Annotated in this window: 18 protein-coding genes; 3 read left to right on the top strand and 15 right to left on the bottom strand. The window is 45.1% G+C overall.

Annotation, left to right across the window (positions count from 1 at the left end):
- Nucleotides 1-528 (bottom strand): YqeG family HAD IIIA-type phosphatase, encoded by a 528-nt coding sequence (locus tag K4I03_RS07330; protein ID WP_187418380.1) that lies wholly within the window; start codon nt 526-528, stop codon nt 1-3.
- Nucleotides 529-662: 134 nt separating this feature from the next.
- Between K4I03_RS07330 and K4I03_RS07325 the strand changes: the two genes are divergently transcribed.
- Nucleotides 663-1,289 carry a TVP38/TMEM64 family protein gene (locus K4I03_RS07325; RefSeq protein ID WP_227964322.1) on the top strand — a complete coding sequence of 209 codons (627 nt, stop codon included), beginning with the start codon at nt 663-665 and terminating at the stop codon, nt 1,287-1,289.
- Nucleotides 1,290-1,485: 196 nt separating this feature from the next.
- Here the strand turns inward: K4I03_RS07325 and K4I03_RS07320 are convergent, their stop codons facing one another.
- From K4I03_RS07320 to K4I03_RS07275, 10 genes are all read right to left on the bottom strand, one after another.
- Complete coding sequence (locus K4I03_RS07320; RefSeq protein ID WP_227964321.1) at nt 1,486-2,532, bottom strand: 2,3-butanediol dehydrogenase; 1,047 nt, start codon at nt 2,530-2,532, stop codon at nt 1,486-1,488.
- 121 nt (nt 2,533-2,653) lie between these two features.
- The gene (locus K4I03_RS07315; RefSeq protein WP_227964320.1) at nt 2,654-3,010 is read right to left on the bottom strand and encodes a hypothetical protein; all 357 of its coding nucleotides are present in this window, start codon (nt 3,008-3,010) and stop codon (nt 2,654-2,656) included.
- Nucleotides 3,011-3,102: 92 nt separating this feature from the next.
- Nucleotides 3,103-4,536, bottom strand: a complete 1,434-nt coding sequence (gatB, locus tag K4I03_RS07310) for an Asp-tRNA(Asn)/Glu-tRNA(Gln) amidotransferase subunit GatB (protein ID WP_227964318.1) — start codon at nt 4,534-4,536, stop codon at nt 3,103-3,105.
- Nucleotides 4,536-6,002, bottom strand: a complete 1,467-nt coding sequence (gene gatA, locus K4I03_RS07305) for an Asp-tRNA(Asn)/Glu-tRNA(Gln) amidotransferase subunit GatA (RefSeq protein ID WP_227964316.1) — start codon at nt 6,000-6,002, stop codon at nt 4,536-4,538. The genes gatB and gatA overlap by 1 nt, the downstream gene beginning before the upstream one ends.
- Entirely contained in the window at nt 6,002-6,304 is a 303-nt protein-coding gene (gene gatC, locus K4I03_RS07300) for an Asp-tRNA(Asn)/Glu-tRNA(Gln) amidotransferase subunit GatC (protein WP_002896305.1), read from the bottom strand. Before gatC ends, gatA begins: the two co-directional genes overlap by 1 nt.
- Nucleotides 6,305-6,506: 202 nt before the next feature.
- Complete coding sequence (gene aspS, locus K4I03_RS07295; RefSeq protein WP_227964314.1) at nt 6,507-8,243, bottom strand: aspartate--tRNA ligase; 1,737 nt, start codon at nt 8,241-8,243, stop codon at nt 6,507-6,509.
- 311 nt (nt 8,244-8,554) lie between these two features.
- The gene (locus K4I03_RS07290; RefSeq protein WP_227964311.1) at nt 8,555-9,112 is read right to left on the bottom strand and encodes a cysteine hydrolase family protein; all 558 of its coding nucleotides are present in this window, start codon (nt 9,110-9,112) and stop codon (nt 8,555-8,557) included.
- Nucleotides 9,112-9,900, bottom strand: coding sequence for a GTP-sensing pleiotropic transcriptional regulator CodY (gene codY / locus K4I03_RS07285; RefSeq protein WP_227964308.1), 789 nt, complete (start codon nt 9,898-9,900; stop codon nt 9,112-9,114). Before codY ends, K4I03_RS07290 begins: the two co-directional genes overlap by 1 nt.
- A 201-nt stretch (nt 9,901-10,101) precedes the next feature.
- Nucleotides 10,102-12,687 (bottom strand): SEC10/PgrA surface exclusion domain-containing protein, encoded by a 2,586-nt coding sequence (locus tag K4I03_RS07280; RefSeq protein WP_227964305.1) that lies wholly within the window; start codon nt 12,685-12,687, stop codon nt 10,102-10,104.
- A 322-nt stretch (nt 12,688-13,009) separates the two neighbouring features.
- Nucleotides 13,010-14,224, bottom strand: coding sequence for a pyridoxal phosphate-dependent aminotransferase (locus K4I03_RS07275; RefSeq protein ID WP_009659361.1), 1,215 nt, complete (start codon nt 14,222-14,224; stop codon nt 13,010-13,012).
- A 344-nt stretch (nt 14,225-14,568) separates the two neighbouring features.
- Here K4I03_RS07275 and K4I03_RS07270 point away from each other — a divergent pair, with 344 nt between their 5' ends.
- Nucleotides 14,569-15,021, top strand: a complete 453-nt coding sequence (locus K4I03_RS07270; protein WP_002896311.1) for a universal stress protein — start codon at nt 14,569-14,571, stop codon at nt 15,019-15,021.
- 25 nt (nt 15,022-15,046) lie between these two features.
- Here K4I03_RS07270 and K4I03_RS07265 read toward each other — a convergent pair whose 3' ends face one another.
- Nucleotides 15,047-16,438: a Cof-type HAD-IIB family hydrolase gene (locus K4I03_RS07265; protein WP_321573169.1), complete on the bottom strand. Its 1,392-nt coding sequence runs from the start codon at nt 16,436-16,438 to the stop codon at nt 15,047-15,049.
- A 180-nt stretch (nt 16,439-16,618) separates the two neighbouring features.
- Here K4I03_RS07265 and K4I03_RS07260 point away from each other — a divergent pair, with 180 nt between their 5' ends.
- The gene (locus tag K4I03_RS07260) at nt 16,619-17,581 is read left to right on the top strand and encodes an asparaginase (RefSeq protein ID WP_227964300.1); all 963 of its coding nucleotides are present in this window, start codon (nt 16,619-16,621) and stop codon (nt 17,579-17,581) included.
- A 711-nt stretch (nt 17,582-18,292) separates the two neighbouring features.
- On the opposite strand, the gene recG is transcribed toward K4I03_RS07260, so the two are convergent.
- From recG to acpS, 3 genes are all read right to left on the bottom strand, one after another.
- Nucleotides 18,293-20,308, bottom strand: a complete 2,016-nt coding sequence (recG, locus tag K4I03_RS07255; protein WP_227964297.1) for an ATP-dependent DNA helicase RecG — start codon at nt 20,306-20,308, stop codon at nt 18,293-18,295.
- A 92-nt stretch (nt 20,309-20,400) separates the two neighbouring features.
- Nucleotides 20,401-21,507 carry an alanine racemase gene (gene alr / locus K4I03_RS07250; RefSeq protein WP_321573168.1) on the bottom strand — a complete coding sequence of 369 codons (1,107 nt, stop codon included), beginning with the start codon at nt 21,505-21,507 and terminating at the stop codon, nt 20,401-20,403.
- Nucleotides 21,497-21,859, bottom strand: a complete 363-nt coding sequence (gene acpS, locus K4I03_RS07245; RefSeq protein ID WP_002913852.1) for a holo-ACP synthase — start codon at nt 21,857-21,859, stop codon at nt 21,497-21,499. The genes alr and acpS overlap by 11 nt, the downstream gene beginning before the upstream one ends.
- Nucleotides 21,860-21,881 lie beyond the last annotated feature (22 nt).

Raw genomic sequence — 21,881 nt, 5'->3', positions numbered from 1 at the left:
TTAAATTCCTTTTTTGTATTGAATAGGGCCGTATTTTTCATTGATTTTCTTGAGCACACGGCGTTCACGCGCCCGATTGATTTGAGTCTTGATAGAGTCGTGCTCAACCAGTGGCTTCACCAAAATCGAACGAATCCCGGCCCGATGAGCTGCCCGAATATCCGTCATGAGCTGGTCGCCCACCATGACCACTTCATTTTTTTCAAAATGAAAAAGCTTGAGCGCTCGGTCAATGCCCCAAGTGAAGGGTTTCATAGCCCAGTAGATATAGTCAATTTCAAACTTTTCAACAGCCCGCTTGACCCGTTTTTGGTTATTATTGGACACCACGATTATCCGAATGCCCGCGTCCCGCAAATCATGGAGCCACTTCTTCATCTCTGGGGTCCCATCAGGATTATTCCAAGCAATCAAGGTGTTATCCAAATCCACCAAAACCGCTTTGATACCCTGTCTTTTCAAACTCTCTACTGTCAAATCGTAAACTGCCTCAACCGCAAAGTCTGGCATATAATCTTCAATCGCCACATCTCTCTCCAAAAATTCGTATTCTCATTATTATAGCATAAAATGGGCTTTTTGACACCTTCAGCCTCAAAGGTTACAAAAAGGACAAAAGATGATATTATAGTGGTGATAGTATAAATGTCCTGGAGGTTTGTATGGCAGAAAAAAACAGACAGATGCAGGCTGTTTCCCCTCTTTTGCAAAAAATTATCAACTGGTCGTCCGCCATTGGCGCTCTAGGAACGGTGGCCTTTTGTCTTTGGGCCTATTTCGCAGGCATTCTCCAGTCCAAGGAAACTCTCTCAGCCTTTATCCAGCAGGCTGGCATCTGGGGACCGCCTCTCTTTATCTTCCTGCAGATTCTACAGACGGTCGTACCCATTATCCCTGGCGCCCTGACCTCTGTTGCTGGCGTTTTCATCTACGGCCATATCATCGGCACCATTTATAACTATATCGGTATTGTCATTGGCTGCGCCCTGATATTTTATCTGGCGCGCACCTACGGTCCGGCCTTTGTTCAGTCTGTCGTCAGCAAGCGCACCTATGATAAATACATCGGCTGGCTGGATAAGGGTAATCGCTTTGAGCGCTTCTTTATCTTCATGATGATTTGGCCCATCAGTCCAGCCGACTTTCTCTGCATGCTGGCGGCCCTGACCAAGATGACTTTCAAAAAGTACATGCTAATTATCCTTCTCTGCAAGCCCGTCACTCTCATCATCTATACCTACGGACTAACTTATATCATTGATTTTTTCTGGAAAATGGTCTCCAAATAAAAAGAAGTTGAATTGAACCGCACCCCAAAAGTTAGACAGAAAAAATCTAACTTTTGGGGTGCGGTTCAAAAATATGGTCCCTTTCAAAACTTTTGACATCCTAAACCTCTTTCTATATCTTTGCTTATTATAGCATAATCCATAAAGAAAAATCAGCCAGTTTTGACTGATTTTCATCTCATGATTAAGCAAAGATTTATTCTTGCGATACCAAAATCTTGATCTGCGCCTTGTCCTGGGTCAGCTCGATAAAGCCTTCTTGCACAATATCCTCCAGCTTAATCTTCTTGGTCACAAGCTTGTCTGCAGAGAAATAACCCTGCTCCATCAGTTCCAGCACCTTAGGGAAAATATGCCGGTAAGCGATAATACCCTTGAGCGTTTTTTCTTGAATGGCAAATTCATTAGGGTTAATGCTAGCTTCTCGTTCCCAGATAGAAACCACCATACATTCTCCAGCCTTGTGAACAGCAGCTAAAGCCTGCCCCAGCACAACCGGCACTCCAGTTACTTCATAAGACACATCTGCCCCGCCACCAGTTAAACGATGAATAGCAGCTACCACATCTTCGCCCTCTTCTGGACGCACAATGATGGCCCCAAGCTCCTCAGCCTTGGCTTGGCGTTCTGGAGATAATTCAACTCCGTAAATCTTAGAGGCACCGGCTGCCCGCAAAGCCTCAACAATCAAGAGCCCGATTGGACCCAAACCGAAGACCACCGCGGTATCGCCCGTCTTAAGAGCTGACTGACGAACTGCGTAAACAGCCACAGCAGCAGGTTCTGTCAAAGCTGCCTGCTCATAGCTAAGGCTGTCTGGAACTTTGTGAACAATGTCTCCGTCCAAAACACAGTATTTGGCAAAACCACCGTCTGCCGCCAAACCGACAAAGTTTAGATTGGGGTCCAGATTGTAATCACCGACAAGATTATGCTTAGCTAAAATAGGCTCAACAGCCACCCGATCGCCAACTTTCACCCGTGTCACAGCACTGCCGACCTCAACAATCTCCCCAGCAAACTCATGTCCCAATGTCACAGGCGCTTTCTGCCCAGAGTAGACATGCTCTGTTTCTGTCGGAATAAAAATCGGTCCGTCCAAGTATTCATGCAAGTCAGTTCCACAGATTCCTGTGAACTTGACAGCAATTTTAACCTGATGCGGTTTGACTTCCGGTACATCCACTTCTTCAATACGAACATCTTTAGCGCCATACCAACGCGCAGCATTCATTTTTGCCATAAACATACCTCACTTTATAATTTGTTAGTTTTATTGTAAACCCTTTCAGAAATCTTGTCAAAAGATTAGCTACATTTTCAAAAAATAACATACAAAAAACCAGCATCTGCTGGTATCAAGTTTATTCTGCAATTCTAGCAGAGTAGAAAGGAAGAAGGAACATTAAAACAATATAAAGAATCAAGAGAATCGCACGAAACAATCCACCAAATAGAAAAGCAACTACTAGAGTTCCCAAACAAATAGAAAAATTAGTAAAATTTGTTTCAATCAGCAAGGTTTGTCCTGCTTTAACTGTTACTGGCTTGGTTTTCATAGGAGCTGCTCCTACACGAACAACAGCTTCTTCCCCCTCAATAGGGAAGACAGCCTCATCACCATTCTTAATTGCGCCCACTTTCTGATCATTAATAAAGATTGGAAACTTTCCAATAATTCCAACAAAACCTGTCCCACGTTTCACTTTGATTTCCGACATAAAAGACTCCTTTGTTTTTTAATTATTTTAACATAACTAATGGCTAAAGAAAAGATTAAAAACCAGCCTCACGACTGGTTTTCTACTTATTTCTATAATTTCTCCAACTCTTCATTGAGCAGTTTTTGTGCTACTTGTGGGTTGGCTTGACCCTTGGTTGCCTTCATGAGCTGGCCGATTAGGGACTTAGCCGCATTCTTGTTGCCGCCCTTATAGTCATTGATGGCTTTTTCATTGTTGGCAAATACTTCTTGGATGATTGGAAGAAGCTGGGCAGGGTCTGAGATTTGAATCAGGCCTGCTTTCTGTACATATTCCTTGGCAGAGCCACCGTTTTTAGCTAGATGGACAAAGACCTTCTTAGCGATCTTAGAGGAGATCGTTCCGTCTGCAATCAGAGCAATCATCTCAGTCAGGTTCTCAGGTGTTAGCTCAATCTCAGAGATGGTCTTGCCTTCGGCATTGAGGTATTGAGCCACTTCCCCTTGAAGCCAGTTAGAGACAGCCTTGGCGTCACCGCCTGCTGCAAGAGCTGCTTCAAAGAAGTCTGACACAGCCTTGGTCGCTGTCAACTGCTTGGCATCGTAGTCAGACAGGCCGTAATCGCCCACATACTTAGCCCGGCGTTCTTTTGGAAAGGCTGGCAGACTGCTGCGTACTTGCTCAATCCAAGCATCCTCAATCTCAAAGATAGGCAGATCAGGCTCTGGGAAGTAACGGTAGTCCGCTGAACCTTCCTTGACCCGCATGAGCAGGGTTTCGCCAGACGCTTCGTCATAACGACGGGTTTCCTGACGAATTTGACCACCGCTGCGTAGGATTTCAGCCTGACGTTTTTCCTCAAATGCTAGACCCTTGCGGACAAAGTTGAAGGAGTTAAGGTTTTTCAGCTCAGTCTTAGTACCAAACTCTTCCTGTCCGTAAGGACGGATGGAAATATTAGCATCCACCCGCATGGAACCCTCTTCCATCTTGACATCCGAAATGCCCGTGTACTGGATAATTTCCTTGAGGGCAGTCAGATAGGCATAAGCTTCTTCTGGACTGCGCATATCTGCTTCCGATACAATCTCAATCAGAGGCACCCCTTGACGGTTGAGGTCCACATAAGAATAGCCATCGCTGCCGTGGGTATTCTTTCCTGCATCTTCTTCCAAGTGGGCCCGCTCGATACGGATTTTCTTGGTCGTGCCATCTTCTAGCTCAATCTCAATCCAGCCATTGTAGCCAATCGGCTCATCAAACTGAGAAATTTGATAGGCTTTTGGATTGTCCGGATAAAAGTAATTCTTGCGGTCAAAGTGCATCTTCTGGTGAATATCCATGTTCAAAGCCAGAGCAGCCTTGATACCATAGTCAATAACACCCTTGTTCATAACAGGCAAAACACCTGGGAAGGACCAGTCAATGATATTGGTGTTGGCATTTGGATCTTCACCGAAGTGAGCTGGAGCCGGAGAGAAAATTTTTGAATTGGTCTTCAATTCAACATGGACTTCCAGTCCGATAACTGTTTCAAAGTTCATTATTTTTCACCTCCAAAGATAACTGGCTGCTGTTTGTGGTAGTCAGTCGTTGCTTCAAATGCTGCGGCTGCCTGATAGATGGTCACTTCATCAAAGTGGTTACCAATCAGTTGCAAGCCGACAGGAAGACCATCTGCAAAGCCAGCTGGGATTGAAATGCCCGGCAGGCCAGCCAGATTGACTGGAATGGTCAAAAGGTCAGCCAGATACATAGCCACTGGATCTTGGTTTTGACTGCCCAAGTCATAAGCTACAGTTGGTGCAGTTGGGCCTAAGATCAAGTCGTATTTTTCAAAAACCTTAGCAAAATCTTGCATAATCAAGGTCCGAACCTGACCAGCTTTCTTGAAGTAAGCATCGTAGTAACCAGATGACAAGCTGAACGTCCCCAGCATGATGCGGCGTTTCACCTCTTCACCAAAGCCTTCGCTGCGAGATTTGACATAGACATCTTCTAGATTTTCAATGCCTTCTGCGCGGTAGCCATAGCGAATACCGTCAAAACGCTGCAGGTTCGAGCTGGCTTCAGAGGAAGCAATGATATAGTAGACTGCCACGCCGTACTTGCTGTGAGGTAGGCTGACTTCTTCAACGATAGCTCCCAAGCTTTCCAAGTGCTTCGCCGCTGCTAAAATCGTTTCCTTAACCTTGCTGTCAATTCCCTCACCCATGTATTCCTTAGGCAGGGCAATCTTCATTCCCTTGATATCTTGGCCAATCTTGCTGGTAAAGTCTGGCACTGCTTCTTGTGATGATGTAGAATCCTTAGGATCATTACCAGAAATAACATTCAGAAGCTGTGCATTTTCCTTAACCGTTTGAGAGAAAGGCCCAATCTGGTCTAAGGAAGAACCAAAAGCAATGAGACCAAAACGGGAAACCCGTCCGTAGGTTGGCTTGAGGCCGACTACACCGTTAAAGGAAGCCGGCTGACGAATAGAACCACCCGTATCTGAACCCAGTGACAGACGAACCTGACCAGAAGCAACAGCTGTTGCTGAACCACCAGATGATCCACCAGGAACCTTGCTGCTGTCCCAAGCATTCTTAGTCGTCTTAAAGTAAGAGTTTTCGCTGGATCCCCCCATGGCAAACTCGTCCATGTTGGTCTTCCCGACGATAATCATGTCCTTACCGTAGAGCTTCTCCACGCTGGTAGCATCGAAAATCGGCTTGTAATTGTAGAGTATCTTAGAAGCAGCCGTCGTCAAAATCCCCTTGGTTGAGATATTATCCTTGACTGCCAGCGGAATTCCGCTCATAAGATTGTCCGCATCAATGCCCCTAGCATCCAGAGCCGCAGCCTGAGCCAAAGCCTTCTCTTCGCTGACAGTAATAAAGCTGTCCACAGCTGCTTCACGTTCTTTGATGTCTGCCAAAGTTGCCTGAGTTAACTCTACCGCAGAAATTTCTTTCTTGACCAGCAAATCGTGCAGCTCTTCAATGGTCTTGTGATTAAAAGTCATTAGGCATCTCCTCCGTCATCTAGGATGGCAGGCACTTTGATGTAGCCCCGCTCTTTTTCAGGTACATTTTGGAAAAGCTCTTCCCGGTTCCAGCCTGGCTGAGCCACATCTTCTCGCATATAGTTGATATTGGCAGCTACATTGGAAGTGAAAGGCACCCCTTCCGTGTCCACTTCATTGAGCAATTCGACCATGTCGACAATCTTGGTTAAGGTCGTTGCAAACTCAGCCGTTTCTTCTGGTGAGAAAGCCAGTTTTGACAGCTTAGCAACGTGACTTACTTCTTCTTGAGTAATCTTCATCTCTGATTCCTTTCATAAGATATGTGAGCTTTAGCGACTGAAAATAAGAATTTGAGATGATTTTTTTATTTCCAGAGCTTAGCTCACCTTTACTTTGACAAGCTAGGGACGCTCATTTATTTGCCATCCGCTAGCTCTTTTCTTCAGCTTCTTCCTGCCATTCTTCAGGAATTCGCATCATTTCATTTTACCATATTTCAGGCTAATTCTTCAATTCTAAATGCAGTTCTTTGAGCTGTCTTTGTTCCACCAAACTTGGACTTTCCAGCATAGGATCAAAGCCAGTACCATTTTTCGGAAAAGCGATGACTTGCCGGATATTTTCTTCCCCAGCCAAAATCATAACCAAGCGATCTAAGCCCAGAGCCAAGCCGCCGTGTGGTGGGAAGCCGTATTCTAAGGCTTCCAGGAAGAAACCAAAGTCCCGTTCATAGTCTTCTCGGCTCATGCCTAAAAGCTCAAACATAGCTTCCTGAGCCTTCCTGTCATGAATCCGTAGACTCCCACCGCCAATTTCATAGCCATTCAAGACGATGTCGTAGGCATGGCTGCGGAATTGGTCTGGCTCCTGTCCATCTTCAAAAATCCCCTGTGTGAAAGGATGGTGCATGGCTTGATAGCGGTTTTGGTCTTCATTCCACTCCAGCAGCGGCCAATCCACAACCCAAAGGAAATGAATCAGACTCGGGTCAATCAAATCCAAAGCTTTTGCGACTTCTATACGCAGATGCCCCAAAGCTTCCTGAGCTCGACGCTTCTTGGCCATGACTAGCAGGATGAGGTCTCCATCCTTGGCCTCAAAACGTGCTAGTAAATCCCGACTCTCAGCCTCAAAGGTGCTAGCCAAATCACCAACTAACTGACTATTTTCAACCTTGAGGCTGGCAAAACGACTGCAGCCAAATTCCTTCATTTCCTGATAGTAGTGACTCAGCTGTTTCTTGCTAAAAGCACTAGCTGCATCTGGCACACAGATTCCCATCACTTCCTCTTGGCTATCCAAGGCTTTCTTGATAAGAAGCGATTCATTGGACTGGCATAAATCCGTCAAATTCTTCAGCTCTAAACCAAAGCGTGTATCTGGCTTATCAGAGCCGAAGCGGCTCATAGCCTCATCATAGCTGATAGTCGGAAAATCTTCTGTTAACTCTAAACCATGAGTTTTCTTGACAACAGCCTTGAGCATGGCTTCAACCAGAGCTCGGATTTCTTCTTCGCTTGCAAAACTCAACTCCAAATCCACCTGGGTAAACTCTGGCTGACGATCGCCCCGCAGGTCTTCGTCACGGAAACAACGAACAATCTGATAATAGCGCTCAAGTCCTGCTCCCATCAGCAATTGCTTGAGCATCTGTGGGCTCTGAGGCAGCGCATAGAATTGATTTTTAAAGACCCGACTAGGCACCAAGAAATCTCTAGCTCCTTCAGGAGTTGACTTAGTCAGATAAGGCGTCTCGACTTCCAAAAAGTCCAAACCATTCAAATATTCCCGAATGGTTGAGGTGACCTGGTGACGTAGTTTAAGGTTATGGGTCATCTTCTCACGGCGCAAGTCTAGGTAGCGGTATTTCTGACGCAGGTCTTCCCCAGTATGAGCATGCTGGTCCAGCTCAAAAGGCAATGCCTTGCTGCTAGCAATAACCTCAATCTTTTCAGCCCTCAGCTCAACCTGACCAGACTTGATGGACTTATTGACAAAGCGTTCTTCCCGCTGAACTACTTGCCCCGTCACAGCAATGACATCCTCTTTGCCAATGTCTTCCAGCTTAGTAAAATCTTCAATCTCACCGCCAACGAAGACCTGAAGCAAACCCTCGCGGTCCCGCAACTCAATAAAGGCTAGCTTGCCGTGATTGCGGATATTGGCCACCCAGCCAGTTGCGGTCATGGTCTGTCCGACCTGCTCTAAACCATAGTTTCCGATAAAAATTTCTTTCATGTTCTTTCCCTTTCAAATCAATTAGTAGCTCCGCCCTGTTGCTCAGGATATTAGCTATATTTCCCCATCGTCTTCACCTGACCTACTGCAAAATAAAAAGCTTTCGTCTATAAAACAGACGAAAGCCGTGGTACCACTGTTATTCGCCGCCCTAAAAGGCAGCCTCTGAGCTCGTAACGTGAGCGACGTTTGTGCTTAATCACACAAAAGATTACGAAACATGTTCTTCGGTTTTTGCTTTCTTGGTGCTGCTCTCAGCTATCAGCACTCTCTGTGCAAGTCAGCAAGCCTACTCTGCTTCTCTTTTACTCTTAAATTGTATCTATTATAGTCGAACCCAGGACATTTTGCAAGTGGTTTAAGGCAAATTTGTGATTTTCCTCTGATAGGGAAGCCACTGCCGGCTCTACCACCTGAATCTGATAACCAAGATTATAGGCATCAATCGCTGTATGCAAGACGCAAATATCCGTTAAGACTCCCGTCAAAATGACCGTATCTACTTTTCTTTCCCGCAAGCGAATATCTAAATCCGTACCGGAAAAGGCAGAATAATGGCGCTTATCCATCCAAAAGACCCGAGAGTCTGCTTGATGCTTCTCATAAAAATCAGCCAAAGGACCATAAAGATTGCGACCGCTAGTTCCTTTGATATTATGAGGCGGAAACAGCTTGCTTTCTGGGTGAAAGGCATCATTATCATCATGGGCATCAATAGCAAAGAAGATATAATCTCCTCTGTCAAAAGCTGCCTCAGTCACTTGAGCAATGGCTTCAGAAATTGCCTGTGCTGGCGCTCCTGCTGTCAACTTTCCCTCATCTGCGACAAAATCAACTGTATAATCAATGGAAATCAGTGCTTTAGCCATTAGTAGTCCCTCTTTTTAATTTCATCAAAGACATCCGTAATAAGAACTTTCAAATAAGTTCCTTTCATCCCCAGTGAGCGGCTTTCAATAATCCCAGCACTTTCCAGCTTACGCAAGGCATTGACAATCACTGAACGGGTAATCCCAATGCGATCAGCAATGACAGATGCAGTCAGCTGGCCTTCATTGCCATTGAGCTCGCCCAAAATTGCTGAAACAGCTCTCAGTTCTGAGTAAGACAGAGTATTGACTGCCATGGTCACTGCCGTCCGGCGGCGGATATTTTTTTCATCCTCTTCCCGCTGGAAGTTAAGCAGCTGGATACCAACCACTGTGCTGGCAATCTCAACCAAAATCAGATCATCGTCCGCAAATTCCTTGTCATTACGCCAGATAATCAATGAGCCTAAACGAATCCCTGAAACATGAATGGGAGCAATGGTAGTCAGGCCATCTGGAAAATCATCCTTGGTCTCTACCGGAAAAATCGTCAAATCATGCGTAACCGGCAGATTAGCTTCCGTTTCATAGACCAGATTGGCTTCTTGGACATACTCCTCTGGGAAATTCTTATCTTGGAAAAAAGCTTCTACGCGGTCATTATTGGTCTTATAGCGCATGAAATAGCCTAGAAGACGGCCCTTGCTATTGATAATACAGGCATTGCAGTGGATAATATCAGCCAACTGACGCGTAATAGCATTGTAGGGCAAATCTTCCTGCATCTGCTCCTCCGAGCGTTTCAGAATAGACGTAATTTTTCGTGTTTTTTCTAGTAAATCGGCCATATTTTTACCTCATATTTATTAGCTTCATTGTAACATAAAAGCAGTGAAATTTCAATAATTATCTGAAAATTTTTTATTGAAAAACAATTACATACAATTCTATAAAATAAAGAATTTTTCAGGTATATGACTTGATATGTCAAGTTATATTAAACAAAAAACAGTCAAGAATTTGACTGTTTTTGATTACTTTTGTTCTTTCTAATCAAGAGAACGCTTCTTGTAGAACAATTTCATAGCCATGAGCAGAAGCATTTGGCCTGCTAGAAGAAGCCAAGAAGAGTTTTCTCCTGTCTTAGGCAAGGCATGACCTGAAGCAGCTGTCTGCTTATGATTTCCAGAGCTAGCACTTCCAGCATTTCCAGTAGTTCCAAGAGCTGTATGCTGAGGATCTCCTACTTGTCCAGCAAGCGGAGAGCGAGCGAAACGCTCCTCTGTGTGAGCCAAAACAGATTGGTAATAGCGAATATCTTCTTCCTTATTCTGCTCAGCATAAGTTTGAGCTAGCAAGTCATATGTCGCCTTAGCTTGTGCTTGAACAGCAGTTAAAACTGCTACTTTTGCTTCTTGATCTGTTTGAGCTGTAAGAGCTGCTTGGTAAGCAGCCTGAGCTGCGGCTAGTTTAGTTTTAGCTTGTTCCAAGTTTTCTTCTGCATTTTCAAGATTTGACAATGACTCTTTAGCCATTTGCAATGCTGCTTCAGCATCTGTAACAGCTTTTTCAAGATTAGTCTTTCTTTCTTTTGCTGCATTCAAAGCTGCGTCTAGCTGAGCCAACTTATCTGATTCAGTTTTTAGAGCTTCTTGAGCTGCGGCAACTGTCGCTTGAACAGCAGTCAGAGCTGCTTGGGCCTGAGTTAATTTTTCTGCTTTAGTCTTGTCATCCAAGTTTGAGTTTTGCAGGGCTGCTTGTGCTGCTGCCAAATCCGCTTGATCAGCTGCCAACTTCTCTTGAGCTGCAGCAAGAGCTGCTTGGGCCTGAGCAGTTGCTGACTCACCTGCTTGAGCTTGGGCCTGAGCCAGTTGCTGGTTGGCTTGCTCTAGAGCTGCAGCCTTCCGATTGTAAGTAGTCTGAGCAACTCCCTTAGATGCCAGAGCCAGTTGATTAGCCTTGAAGGCAGCGTCATAGGCAGTTTGAGCCTGAGCTACTTCCTGCGGATCTACTTTTGCTGTTGCAGCTTTGCCTGTAATCGGGCTGGCATTGAAGTTCTTTTTGCTGGCATACTTGACTTGATCTTCTGACACAATGGTGAAATGAGCCATAGTGATGTCGCCTTCCATTGAGAAATCAACTCCCAGATAGTTTTTCTGGCGGCCAGTATTGAGACCTGAGATAGATGTAGCATGCAGCCATTCATAGCCATTAAACATGAATTCAACAACAGAATCATAGATTCGTCTCTTCATTTCAGCCACACTCATTTGGCCAGCTTTTTCTCTCCAAATATAAGCGTTTTCATAATACTGGAGACCTTTGCTCTCTTGCTCAGCACTTGTGGTCATTAAACCATATTCACGCGCTACGCGGTTAATTGCTTTAGCATCGTGATGGTATTTCTCCATCAAATCCCAGTTCCAGTTGTCTTTGCGGTATTCTGTCGCCACCTTATCAGCGAAATCAATTGAAGACGGTGTCACAACCACTTCACCTGTTCCCATCTGAGTACGCAGTTGGTTGATGAGTTCTGAAGCAAACTGTGAAAGTTCCTGACGAACATTCTGTGGAATATTGTTGGTATCAATCAAAGCTTTGCTATCTGTAGGATCTGCTACATAACGATTGAGAGCCTTAGCACTGGCATTAAGTGCAGCCAGTCTATTTTGAATCTCATTAGTTTTTTGCTCTGATAAATTTGGTACGATTAGCTCTCTCAAGGCTGCAATGTATTCCGGAGTCATTGAAACGCGGTTTTTATTGCTAGAAGCTTCAGCAGTAATTTTTCCAGCTTGAGCCTTTTGCAAAGCCTGTTGAGCTTGGTTCAGATCTGACTGAGTCTTCTCAGCCGCAACAGTTTTTTCCTGCAAGTTCTTTTGAGAAGCATCACGAGCCGTCTTAGCCTGAGTCTGGTTGGTCTGAGCTTTTGCAACCTCAGCTTGCTTCTGACTGTCAGTCTGACGAGCTGTAGCTACTTTTGCTTGCGCTTTTTCAACAGCAGACTGGTCAGCTGCCACCTTGTCTTGGGCTGCTTTCACATTTTTTTCTGCTTTAGCTGTAGCGTCCCCACTTAGGTTGGCCTGAGCTTCCTTCACGTCGTTTTGAGCTTTAGCAAGGCGTCCTTCTTGAGTTTTCGCTTGCTCTTGAGCTTCTTTAGTCTTGGCTGCCTGGGCATCGCGCTCAGCTTCAGCCGTCTTAGTTGCTTGGTCAGCTTTAGCCAGTTCTGACTTGTTGCTGTCCACTTGAGCTTTTTGATTGCTCTCTTCTTGCTTAGCTGTTTCAATAGCTTCCGGACCAGCTTTATCAGCTGCCTCCTGTGCCCGGTTAGCTTCAGCTTGTGCTTGCTCGACCTGACTTTGAGCCGCAGCAGTATTTGCCTGAGCTTGAGCCAAATCAGCTTTCCCTTGTGCAACATTGCTGTCGGCTTCTTTTACAAGAGCCTGAGCAGCATCTACCTGTTCTTTCGAAACAGATTCATCCTTTTGTGTGTTTTCTGCCTGTGGTTGGCTTTGACTAACGGGCGCATCAGAATAAGACTGATTATCAACTAATTGATCAGCCTGAACTCCTTCTGCGAGCACCAAAGACAATGCCGCTGCACTGACAGAAAAAGCACTAAGTGTCTTTTTCATTGTCAATATAATCTCCTCCACTTTTTCATCATTGTTAAAAACATTGACAAACACATTCTATCATGTTTGTCTTCTGGAAGGAAGACGCTAACACATTTTTTTAAGCATTTTTGGACAGATACATAAAAAATGTTGGACAAATTCCTAAAAAATGTCGGTAAAACCACCTATAATTTTTACCAATCGACCTCAAATTCAATTTCCAGAGCATCTTAATTTTTTTTATTTTTGCAATTCAAAGACAACCATTGGACTAAAAAATATGTAAAATAAGTTATAAAAAGGCCGGAATATTTTCCAGCCTTTTTATAACATCCGCTTATTAACGGCGATATTGGCGCAAGAAGCGCGTCATTTTTTCTTGGATTTGAGCTAGCTCATCTACTCGAGGCAGATAAACGATGCGGAAATGATCTGGATCCTTCCAGTTAAAACCTCGTCCATGGACGAGAAGGACTTTTTCCTGCTTGAGGAAATTGAGCACAAACTGCTCATCGTCGTCGATGTGATACATGTTCCGGTCAATTTTCGGGAAAATATAGAGACCAGCTTTAGGTTTTACAGCTGACAGTCCTGGAATATCCTGAATAGCCTGATAGATGAAATTACGCTGCTCATAGATACGACCACCTGGCAACAGCAGTTCATCCACAGATTGATGACCGCCAAGTGAGGTTTGGACGACTTGTTGAGCCAAGACATTAGAGCACAGGCGCATGTTGGAGAGCATGTTCAATCCTTCGATATAACCCTTAACATGATGTTTAGGACCAGATAGTACCATCCAGCCAACACGGAAGCCTGCAATGCGGTGCGACTTGGAAAGACCATTCATACTGACACAGAAGATATCAGGAGCCAGACTAGCCACAGACGTATGGACATTTCCGTCCATCACCATGCGGTCATAAATTTCATCTGCAAAGATAATGAGATTGTTCTGGCGAGCAATTTCCACAATCTCCAGCAGCAGTTCCTTAGGATAAAGCGCTCCTGTTGGATTGTTAGGGTTAATGATAATGATAGCCTTGGTATTAGATGTTATTTTTGACTTGATATCGTCAATATCTGGATACCATTCTGCCTGCTCATCACAGACATAGTGAACAGCATTCCCACCAGCCAGACTGACTGCAGCCGTCCAGAGTGGATAGTCTGGCATTGGTACCAGCACCTCGTCCCCGTCATCCAGCAAGCCCTGCATGGACATGACAATCAGCTCGCTGACACCATTTCCCAGATAAATATCATCAATATCTACATTAGGAAAATTCTTAAGCTGGCAGTACTGCATGATAGCCTTACGGGCTGAAAAAATCCCCTTGGAGTCAGAGTAACCCTCACTGTCACGCGCATTCATAATCAAATCATGAATGACCTCATCAGGAGCGGTAAAACCAAATTCAGCCGGATTTCCTGTATTGAGGCGGAGAATTTTTTCACCGTTGGCCCGCATGCGCATAGCTTCATCCAAAACCGGACCGCGAATATCATAGGCAACATGTTCCAGCTTGCTGGACTTGTCAAATTCTTTCATTCTTATTTTTCCTCTATTCATCAGAATGTTATCATTATACCACCAGAAAAAGCGATTGACAACAAAAAAATAAGCTCACTTTTCACGCGATTATGAAGCGATTTATAAGATAAAGAGCACTATTCCTTTTCTAACCCCTCAAAGTAAAGGAATCTTTTTCTGCTTGCAATTTTCTGACAGCATTTCCATTTTATCTTTACTTTTTTTCTGAAAAGGGTTACAATAGAAACAAGAAAATAGTTGCAAATCACTCGGACGTTATGGACTGATTGATTTTTGGTCAGCCCAATCATTCTGTGAATGATGCGACGTCCTTTGCCGACCATTTTAGAGGAGGTAGCTCTATGACTCAGAAATATGAAAACATTATGGTTGCTGTAGATGGTTCTCACGAATCCGAACTAGCCTTTGAAAAGGGTGTTAACGTGGCCCTCCGAAACGGCTCTCGTCTCACTATCGCCCATGTCATTGACACCCGGGCTTTGCAAAGTGTCTCAACCTTTGATGCAGATGTCTACGAGGACTTACAGGAAGATGCTAAAAAGCTGACAGCAGAGTTGAAAGAAAAGGCTCAAAAATCCGGTATCAAGTATGTTGACATTGTCATTGAGATGGGCAATCCCAAGACTCTCTTGGCAACAGATATCCCAGAAGAGCACAAGGTAGATCTGATCATGGTTGGTGCTACCGGCCTCAATGCCTTTGAACGGCTGCTAGTCGGTTCTTCATCTGAATACATCCTGCGCCACGCCAAGGTTGACTTACTAGTGGTCAGAGATCCAGAAAAGACTTTATAAAAACTAGAGCAGTTCAATGACTGCTCTAGTTTTCTTCTTTCTGCTCTAAGGTACGCTGGTAGGCCTGAATCTGTCGTTCCAGTTCTTCTTTGATAGCTCCTTCGGGAGCGTATTTTTCTTCCCAATCATCTGGTTTGAGAATTTTATGGGTGACGGGGTCAAAGTGAGCCTTCCCGTCTGGGAAAATTTTGCCCATATTAGCCCGATGGACAATATCGAACAGCTGCTCTGGATCCACTCCCATCAGGACAAAACTGCCATAAGTGAAGTATAGAGTATCAATCAAGGCATCCACCTGACCGACTAGAGAAACCTCAGCCTGACTCTTGGAGCGAACCTTGTCGGCAGCCTTGTCAAGGGCCTGATGGAGATAGGCTACAGAGCTATCAAAGTCTTCCTCTGAGTTACTAGCTGCTCGCAGAAACTCAACCAACTCTTCTAGCTTAAAGCCTGCACGATAGCGAGCGTCCTGAGGCGACCAGGCAATCGGCTCTTCCTGAGTACTTTCATCCATGACACTATGGAACTCTTTAACCTTATTAAAGTGATGGTCGCTGCTGGTAAAGACCTTTTCCCTCGCTAGTATGCCAAAATGCTCCAGAGCCTTGTGAATCCCATCCTGACTATTGCTGCTAGTCGTATGCTTGGCCACTTCCTTGACTGAGCTGGTTCCATTTCCCATAGCAATGGAGAGGCCAACTCCCGATAGCATTTCCAAGTCATTGTCAGAGTCACCGAAGGCCATGACCTGATGAATGTCAAAACCATATTCCTTGCCGACTCGGCGAATCCCCTCTAGCTTAGATGTATCTTTATTGATAATATCAACCGCATAGGGGCTGCTGCGGGTAAATTTCAAATCAGGAAAGTCTGCTTCAATCTTACGGCTTTCTTCTGGACTGGCTAAAATCAAAGCTTGATAAATCGGCTCCTGAATCAGCTGCAGGAGATCCTTTTCATGCTGGGGCAAGGCCTTGCTGATGACCTTATTAAATCCATGACTGACTGTTCGAGCCATTCGCTTAGGGATGAAACGGCTAGTCCACTGGGAGAAAGGGCTCATACCGAAGGACATAATCTTGGAGCCCAACATAGCCTCAGCCGTTCCCAAGGAAATCTCTTTCCGATGCTTCTTAGCATAGACGATTAAATCCCGCAAACTCTGCTTATCAATGGGACTGGCAGAAATTACCCTGTCTCTTGAAAAAATGTACTGACCATTATAGGTCACAGCAAAGTCTAAGTTCAATTGCTCCATAAAAGGTTTGACAAAGAAAGGACCGCGGCCTGTTGCCAAACCGACCAATATTCCTTGCTCCTTTAAACTCTGAATAGCTTTTTCTGTAGATTTCAAAACCGTTCGACTGTCATTGACCAGTGTCCCATCAATATCAAAAAAGACGGCCTTTACTTCCATTGATTTTCTCATTCTTTCCTTTTATGATACAATAAATTATAACACAAAAATGACATACAATCACATGAATTGCAGAAAAGAAAAACTGGAGTAATATCCATGCAACAGAAATGAAAAATCTATGAAAACATAATGTGAGTTTTCAACTCTGCATTATGACTACAAGGAGAAAAAGGATTTATGACAAAGAAAATCTTGGTCCTGCACACAGGAGGAACTATTTCCATGCAGGCTGACGGCTCTGGGGCTGTCGTCACCAATGCTGATAACCCTATGAACCATGTGACCGTTCCGCTTGAGGGAATAGAGACGGAAGTCATTGACTTTTTTAATATTCCCAGTCCACATATCACGCCCCAACACATGCTCAAACTTTACCAGAAAATCAAAGCCAGTGCTGACCAATTTGACGGAGTAGTCATTACTCATGGGACGGACACTTTAGAAGAGACGGCTTACTTTCTGGATACTATGCAATTGCCGAAGATTCCGGTCGTTTTGACCGGGGCTATGCGCAGTTCCAATGAGCTGGGGAGCGACGGAGTCTATAACTACCTGACAGCCCTGCGGGTAGCTAGTGATGAAAAAGCCAGTGATAAAGGCGTGCTTGTCGTTATGAATGATGAGGCACATGCTGCCAAGTATGTAACCAAAACCCACACGACCAATGTCAGCACCTTCCAGACACCGACTCACGGACCGCTTGGCTTGATTATGAAGCAGGAAATTCTCTATTTTAAGACAGCGGAGCCTCGGGTCCGCTTTGACTTAAACAGCATTTCTGGTCTGGTGCCCATCATTCCAACTTATGCAGGCATGAAGACAGAGCTTCTGGACATGCTGGATTTAGACAAGATAGACGGCCTCATCATAGAGGCATTCGGTGCTGGCAACCTCCCCAAGGAAGTGGCTGGCAAACTGGCTGATATGATAGCAGCCGGACTGCCAGTTGCTCTGGTCTCTCGCTGTTTTAACGGAATTGCTGAGCCAGTCTATGCTTATGAAGGAGGCGGCGTTCAACTGCACCAGGCTGGTATCTTCTTCGTCAAGGAGCTCAATGCCCAAAAAGCCAGAATCAAACTGCTCATCGCCCTGAATGCTGGACTCAAAGGTCAAGAACTCCGAGATTATATGGAAGGCTGAGAAAAAAATCCCTATTTATTTTCTTTAAATCAAAAAGTGCTAAGTTTGCTTAGCACTTTTTTGACTCTTTCATATTCTAACATTGGGAAAACTTCATTGAATCGCTGGACTTAGAAGATAACCTCAAACAGAGACGCTAGAATTTCAAAAATATAATCACTTACCATAGGTCACCTCTATTTTCTGAGCTTTCTTAAATGTCTTTGGATAGTGGACTTTGATTGCAACTTTCATAGCTTTTACCTCGCTTATCATTCATTCTTTAAGAGCAAAAACGAAACTCTTGGAGTGTTTAGCTCCAAGCTTTGTTCCTAATCTTTTTGTTCTTACTTGGATATAAGGATACAGCCCTAAACTTAAGAATCTCTTATAGATTTCTTAGGGAAAGCTTATAGTCAAAGAATCCGGCAGCAATCCCTATCTACTATTTGAAAGGAACAAGTCTTTTCAATCAAATACAAAAAACTTCACCGATTGGGTGAAGTTTGTGATTGTTAGGAGATTTATGATGAAAAAATTCTAAATTATTCTTATTCTTTGAGTGGCTCATACCTCGCAGGTCTTCTAGTCTTCAAGCTTTGGTTACCAGATTTTAAGGGGTGTTTACATTGTCATTGGTCCCACCTCTTTCTTTGATTTGACAATAGTATAATCCCTCAAACTTAAAGCCTACTTATAAATAACTTGCAGTAAACTTAATCAAAAGAACTCTTAATCTAGGTAATCTCGCTTGTCCAAATGCAGAGCAATCAAGTGCCAATTAGGATCTGTCCGCCAGTTCGGATCAGCTGTAATCTGACTGGCAACCTTTCTGGCTTCTTCTAAAATCGGATAATCTTCTACGATGTCTGCCACTTGAAACTCAGGAATACCAGACTGCCGAGTGCCAAAGATTTCTCCAGAGCCTCGCATTTTCAGATCCTCCTCAGCCAGCAGGAAACCGTCGGTCGTCTCAGTCATGATTTTCATGCGGCGCTTGCCCGACTCCGTCTTAGGATTGGCAACAAGGACGGCATAAGACTGCTTACTGCCTCGGCCGACGCGGCCTCTCAGCTGATGAAGCTGGCTGAGTCCAAAGCGGTCCGCATCTATGATGACCATCACCGTAGCATTTGGGACATTGACTCCGACCTCAATAACTGTGGTAGAGACCAGAATATCAGTCCGTCCTTCCTTGAAGTCCTGCATAATCGCCTCTTTTTCCTCGCTCTTCATCTTGCCATGAAGCAGAGCCACTTGGGCCTGCTGACCAAAATAGGCTGTCAGTTCTTCTTCTAGGGCAATGGCATTCTTAAGATCCAAAGCTTCTGACTCCTCAATCAAGGGAGAAATAAAGTAGACCTGAGCGCCCTTGTGGAGCTCTTTTTTCAGCCAGTCGAGGACGACTTCCAGCTGCTCATGCTTGACCCAGCGGGTGATAATAGGCTTGCGTCCCGCAGGCATCTGGTCAATAATAGATACATCCATATCACCAAATGCTGTAATTGCAAGGGTTCTGGGAATAGGCGTCGCCGTCATCATGAGGACATCAGGATTGTCTCCCTTTTCCCGTAAAATCCGGCGCTGCTCCACCCCAAAGCGATGCTGCTCGTCAATAATGACCAAGCCCAATGCATGGTAACGGACCCCTTCCTGAATCAGGGCATGGGTTCCGACAATCATGTCTACCTGACCGTTTTCAATCGCTGATAAGGTTTCCCTGCGTTCAGCTGTTTTCATTCCCCCAGTAAGTAGGGCCAATTTCAGTTCTGGAAAAAGCTGGGTTAGGCTGTCAAAATGCTGCTCAGCCAAAATTTCTGTTGGAACCATCAGAGCTGACTGAAAGCCAGCTGTATAAACAGCATACATAGCTAGACCAGCGACTACTGTCTTTCCGCTTCCCACATCGCCCTGCAGCAGGCGATTCATGTGGCCAGGCGATCGCAAATCCTGCAAAATCTCTGTCAGACTGCGCTCCTGAGCTGAAGTCAGCTCAAAAGGTAAGCTCTGCTTTTTCTCGGCTACAGCATCCGACTGCCAATCAATCTTCAATCCATTGCTGACAGCCTTGGTTTCTCTCTTTAAGACCTGCAGCTGCATTTGGAAATAAAAGAGTTCTTCAAATTTAACCCGCCGAAGAGCCTGCTTGTAGTCCGCCAAGTCCTTTGGAAAATGCATAGCCCGCACAGCCTCAACTCTGCTCACTAGCTGGTAACATTCCAGCAGGGGCTGGGGCAGATTTTCCTCTAAGAGCAAGTCCAATCCTTGGTCAAATGCTGTCTTAATCAGCTTGACCAAACTAGCCTGACTAATTCCCTGAGCCAGCCGATAGACAGGCTGCAAGTCGTCCTCTACCTTAGCTAGCAGTTTCATTCCAGTCAGACTGGCCTTGGCTTTGTCCCACTTTCCAAAGACGGCTATATTCGCTCCCACTTCAATCTTGTCCGCCAGATATGGCTGGTTAAAGAAATTAACTGCCAGAGCGACTTCTCCCTGCTTGATGGTAAAGCGCAGGCGGTTGCGTTTGTAGCCGTAATACTGTACATTGGCTGGGGTTACGACCTGACCAGAAACAACCGCCTTTTCTCCATCCGCCAAGTCTAGGACATTTTTACTCTTAAAATCCTCATAACGAAAAGGAAAATAAAGCAGCAAATCCTGCAAGGTATCTAGACCCAGCTTGGCAAATTTTTCTGCTGATTTCGGTCCCACACTAGGCAGAACCGTCAAAGGTTGGTGTAAATTCATAATTCCTCTTTCAGTTCTGATACTGTTGCGATGCTGGCATCACAGACAGGGTGACCAAGCTAGAGCATCAAGCGGTTCCTGCATTAATCTTCTTAGTCTTTGTATACCCTCGGTACACGGTCGCTAATCAAGCAAACCACCTCATAGTTAATGGTGCCACGCTTTTCTGCCACATCTGTCACCGTAATGGTCTCCGCTCCGCTATTTCCAATCAACACAACCGGCGTGCCAAGGGGATAAGACTGAGGCAGGCGCACTGTAATCTGGTCCATGGAAACTCGGCCGACAATAGGACAGCGCTGACCATCAATCAAGACATCAAAGCCCTGCATATCACGTGTCCAGCCATCTGCATAACCCAAAGGAATGGTGCCAATCCACTCTTGAGACTGGCTAGTGTAGGTGGCTCCATAGCCAACATCAGCTCCAGCCTCTACTTCCTTGACATGCACCAATTCTGAGAGCAGCGACAGAGCTGGCTTGAATTCATAAGGAAGTTCCAAGGCAGTTCCGCTAGGGTTGAGACCATAGATGATATCCCCCAGCCGAACCGCATTTAGGACGGTCTCGCTGTGCCAGAGAGAAGTGGCGGAATTACTAGCATGAACGAGAGAGGGAACATTGTCCAGCTCAGATAAGATTTGATGAAAACAAGCCAGCTGGGCTTCAAACTTATAGTGATCCACTTCATCTGCCGTTGCAAAGTGGGTAAAAATTCCCTCCACGACAACCCCAGCAGCCTGCAAGCGATGGATTGCCTCCTGAGCTTCCTGACTATCTCGAAAACCAATTCGCCCCATACCAGAGTCAATCTTGATATGAAAATTTAACCCAGTTAAATCTTCTTCAGCGTCTAAAGCTAGATCCAGCCATTCTAAACTGGCTACGGTCAGAGACACCTTTCCCTTTCTAGCTAGCGGAAGCGCAGCCAGATCTGATACTCCTAGCACCAGAATTTTTTTGCCAATGCCGGCTGAACGCAGCTCCAAAGCTTCATCGATATTAGACACACAAAAGCCATCTACAAGGGGCTCAATGTGCCTAGAAACCTCAATAGCTCCGTGGCCATAAGCATTTGCCTTGACGACAGCCCACTTCTCTGTCGTCTGAGGCAGATGGGCACTCAGTTGTCTAATATTAAAAGCAATGGCAGCTAAATCAATCACTGCCTTGCTAGGTCTATGCAGACTAGCTTTCATCATCTTCCTCCAAAATAACGCTGGCTGTAACTAGGCCAGCAGCATGGCTGAGCGAAATCCAAACCTTGCCAGTAAAAGGTGACCGGCTGAAATAAGGAGCTCCCTGACGATCATTTAAAATCTCCAAGTCCTGAAACCTGAGCTTACCGATGCCAGTTCCCCAAGCTTTAGAAAAAGCCTCCTTGGCAGCCCAACGACCAGCCAGAAATTCGATTTTCCGCTTGCCGGATAATTCCTCAAAACGAGAAAGCTCCGCCTCTGTCAGCACCTTCTTTGCAAAGCGGGCATTTTTCAGATAGGCTCGCTCAATGGCAGCCAACTCTTCTATATCAATTCCGTGTCCTTTTATCATATCATTCTCTGGAAAGGCGACA

Origin of the sequence: Streptococcus sanguinis (genome assembly GCF_020729725.1) — a bacterium.
GTDB classification, from domain to species: domain Bacteria; phylum Bacillota; class Bacilli; order Lactobacillales; family Streptococcaceae; genus Streptococcus; species Streptococcus sanguinis_V.
This window is presented reverse-complemented; position numbering and strand designations above follow the sequence as displayed.

Bases quoted from the DNA above. Each gene is read 5' to 3' on its own strand.
- K4I03_RS07325 (WP_227964322.1), top strand. From the start codon at position 663: ATGGCAGAAAAAAACAGACAGATGCAGGCTGTTTCCCCTCTTTTGCAA.
- K4I03_RS07320 (WP_227964321.1), bottom strand. From the start codon at position 2,532: ATGGCAAAAATGAATGCTGCGCGTTGGTATGGCGCTAAAGATGTTCGT.
- K4I03_RS07315 (WP_227964320.1), bottom strand. From the start codon at position 3,010: ATGTCGGAAATCAAAGTGAAACGTGGGACAGGTTTTGTTGGAATTATT.
- gatB (WP_227964318.1), bottom strand. From the start codon at position 4,536: ATGAACTTTGAAACAGTTATCGGACTGGAAGTCCATGTTGAATTGAAG.
- gatA (WP_227964316.1), bottom strand. From the start codon at position 6,002: ATGACTTTTAATCACAAGACCATTGAAGAGCTGCACGATTTGCTGGTC.
- gatC (WP_002896305.1), bottom strand. From the start codon at position 6,304: ATGAAGATTACTCAAGAAGAAGTAAGTCACGTTGCTAAGCTGTCAAAA.
- aspS (WP_227964314.1), bottom strand. From the start codon at position 8,243: ATGAAAGAAATTTTTATCGGAAACTATGGTTTAGAGCAGGTCGGACAG.
- K4I03_RS07290 (WP_227964311.1), bottom strand. From the start codon at position 9,112: ATGGCTAAAGCACTGATTTCCATTGATTATACAGTTGATTTTGTCGCA.
- codY (WP_227964308.1), bottom strand. From the start codon at position 9,900: ATGGCCGATTTACTAGAAAAAACACGAAAAATTACGTCTATTCTGAAA.
- K4I03_RS07280 (WP_227964305.1), bottom strand. From the start codon at position 12,687: ATGAAAAAGACACTTAGTGCTTTTTCTGTCAGTGCAGCGGCATTGTCT.
- K4I03_RS07275 (WP_009659361.1), bottom strand. From the start codon at position 14,224: ATGAAAGAATTTGACAAGTCCAGCAAGCTGGAACATGTTGCCTATGAT.
- K4I03_RS07270 (WP_002896311.1), top strand. From the start codon at position 14,569: ATGACTCAGAAATATGAAAACATTATGGTTGCTGTAGATGGTTCTCAC.
- K4I03_RS07265 (WP_321573169.1), bottom strand. From the start codon at position 16,438: ATGGAAGTAAAGGCCGTCTTTTTTGATATTGATGGGACACTGGTCAAT.
- K4I03_RS07260 (WP_227964300.1), top strand. From the start codon at position 16,619: ATGACAAAGAAAATCTTGGTCCTGCACACAGGAGGAACTATTTCCATG.
- recG (WP_227964297.1), bottom strand. From the start codon at position 20,308: ATGAATTTACACCAACCTTTGACGGTTCTGCCTAGTGTGGGACCGAAA.
- alr (WP_321573168.1), bottom strand. From the start codon at position 21,507: ATGAAAGCTAGTCTGCATAGACCTAGCAAGGCAGTGATTGATTTAGCT.
- acpS (WP_002913852.1), bottom strand. From the start codon at position 21,859: ATGATAAAAGGACACGGAATTGATATAGAAGAGTTGGCTGCCATTGAG.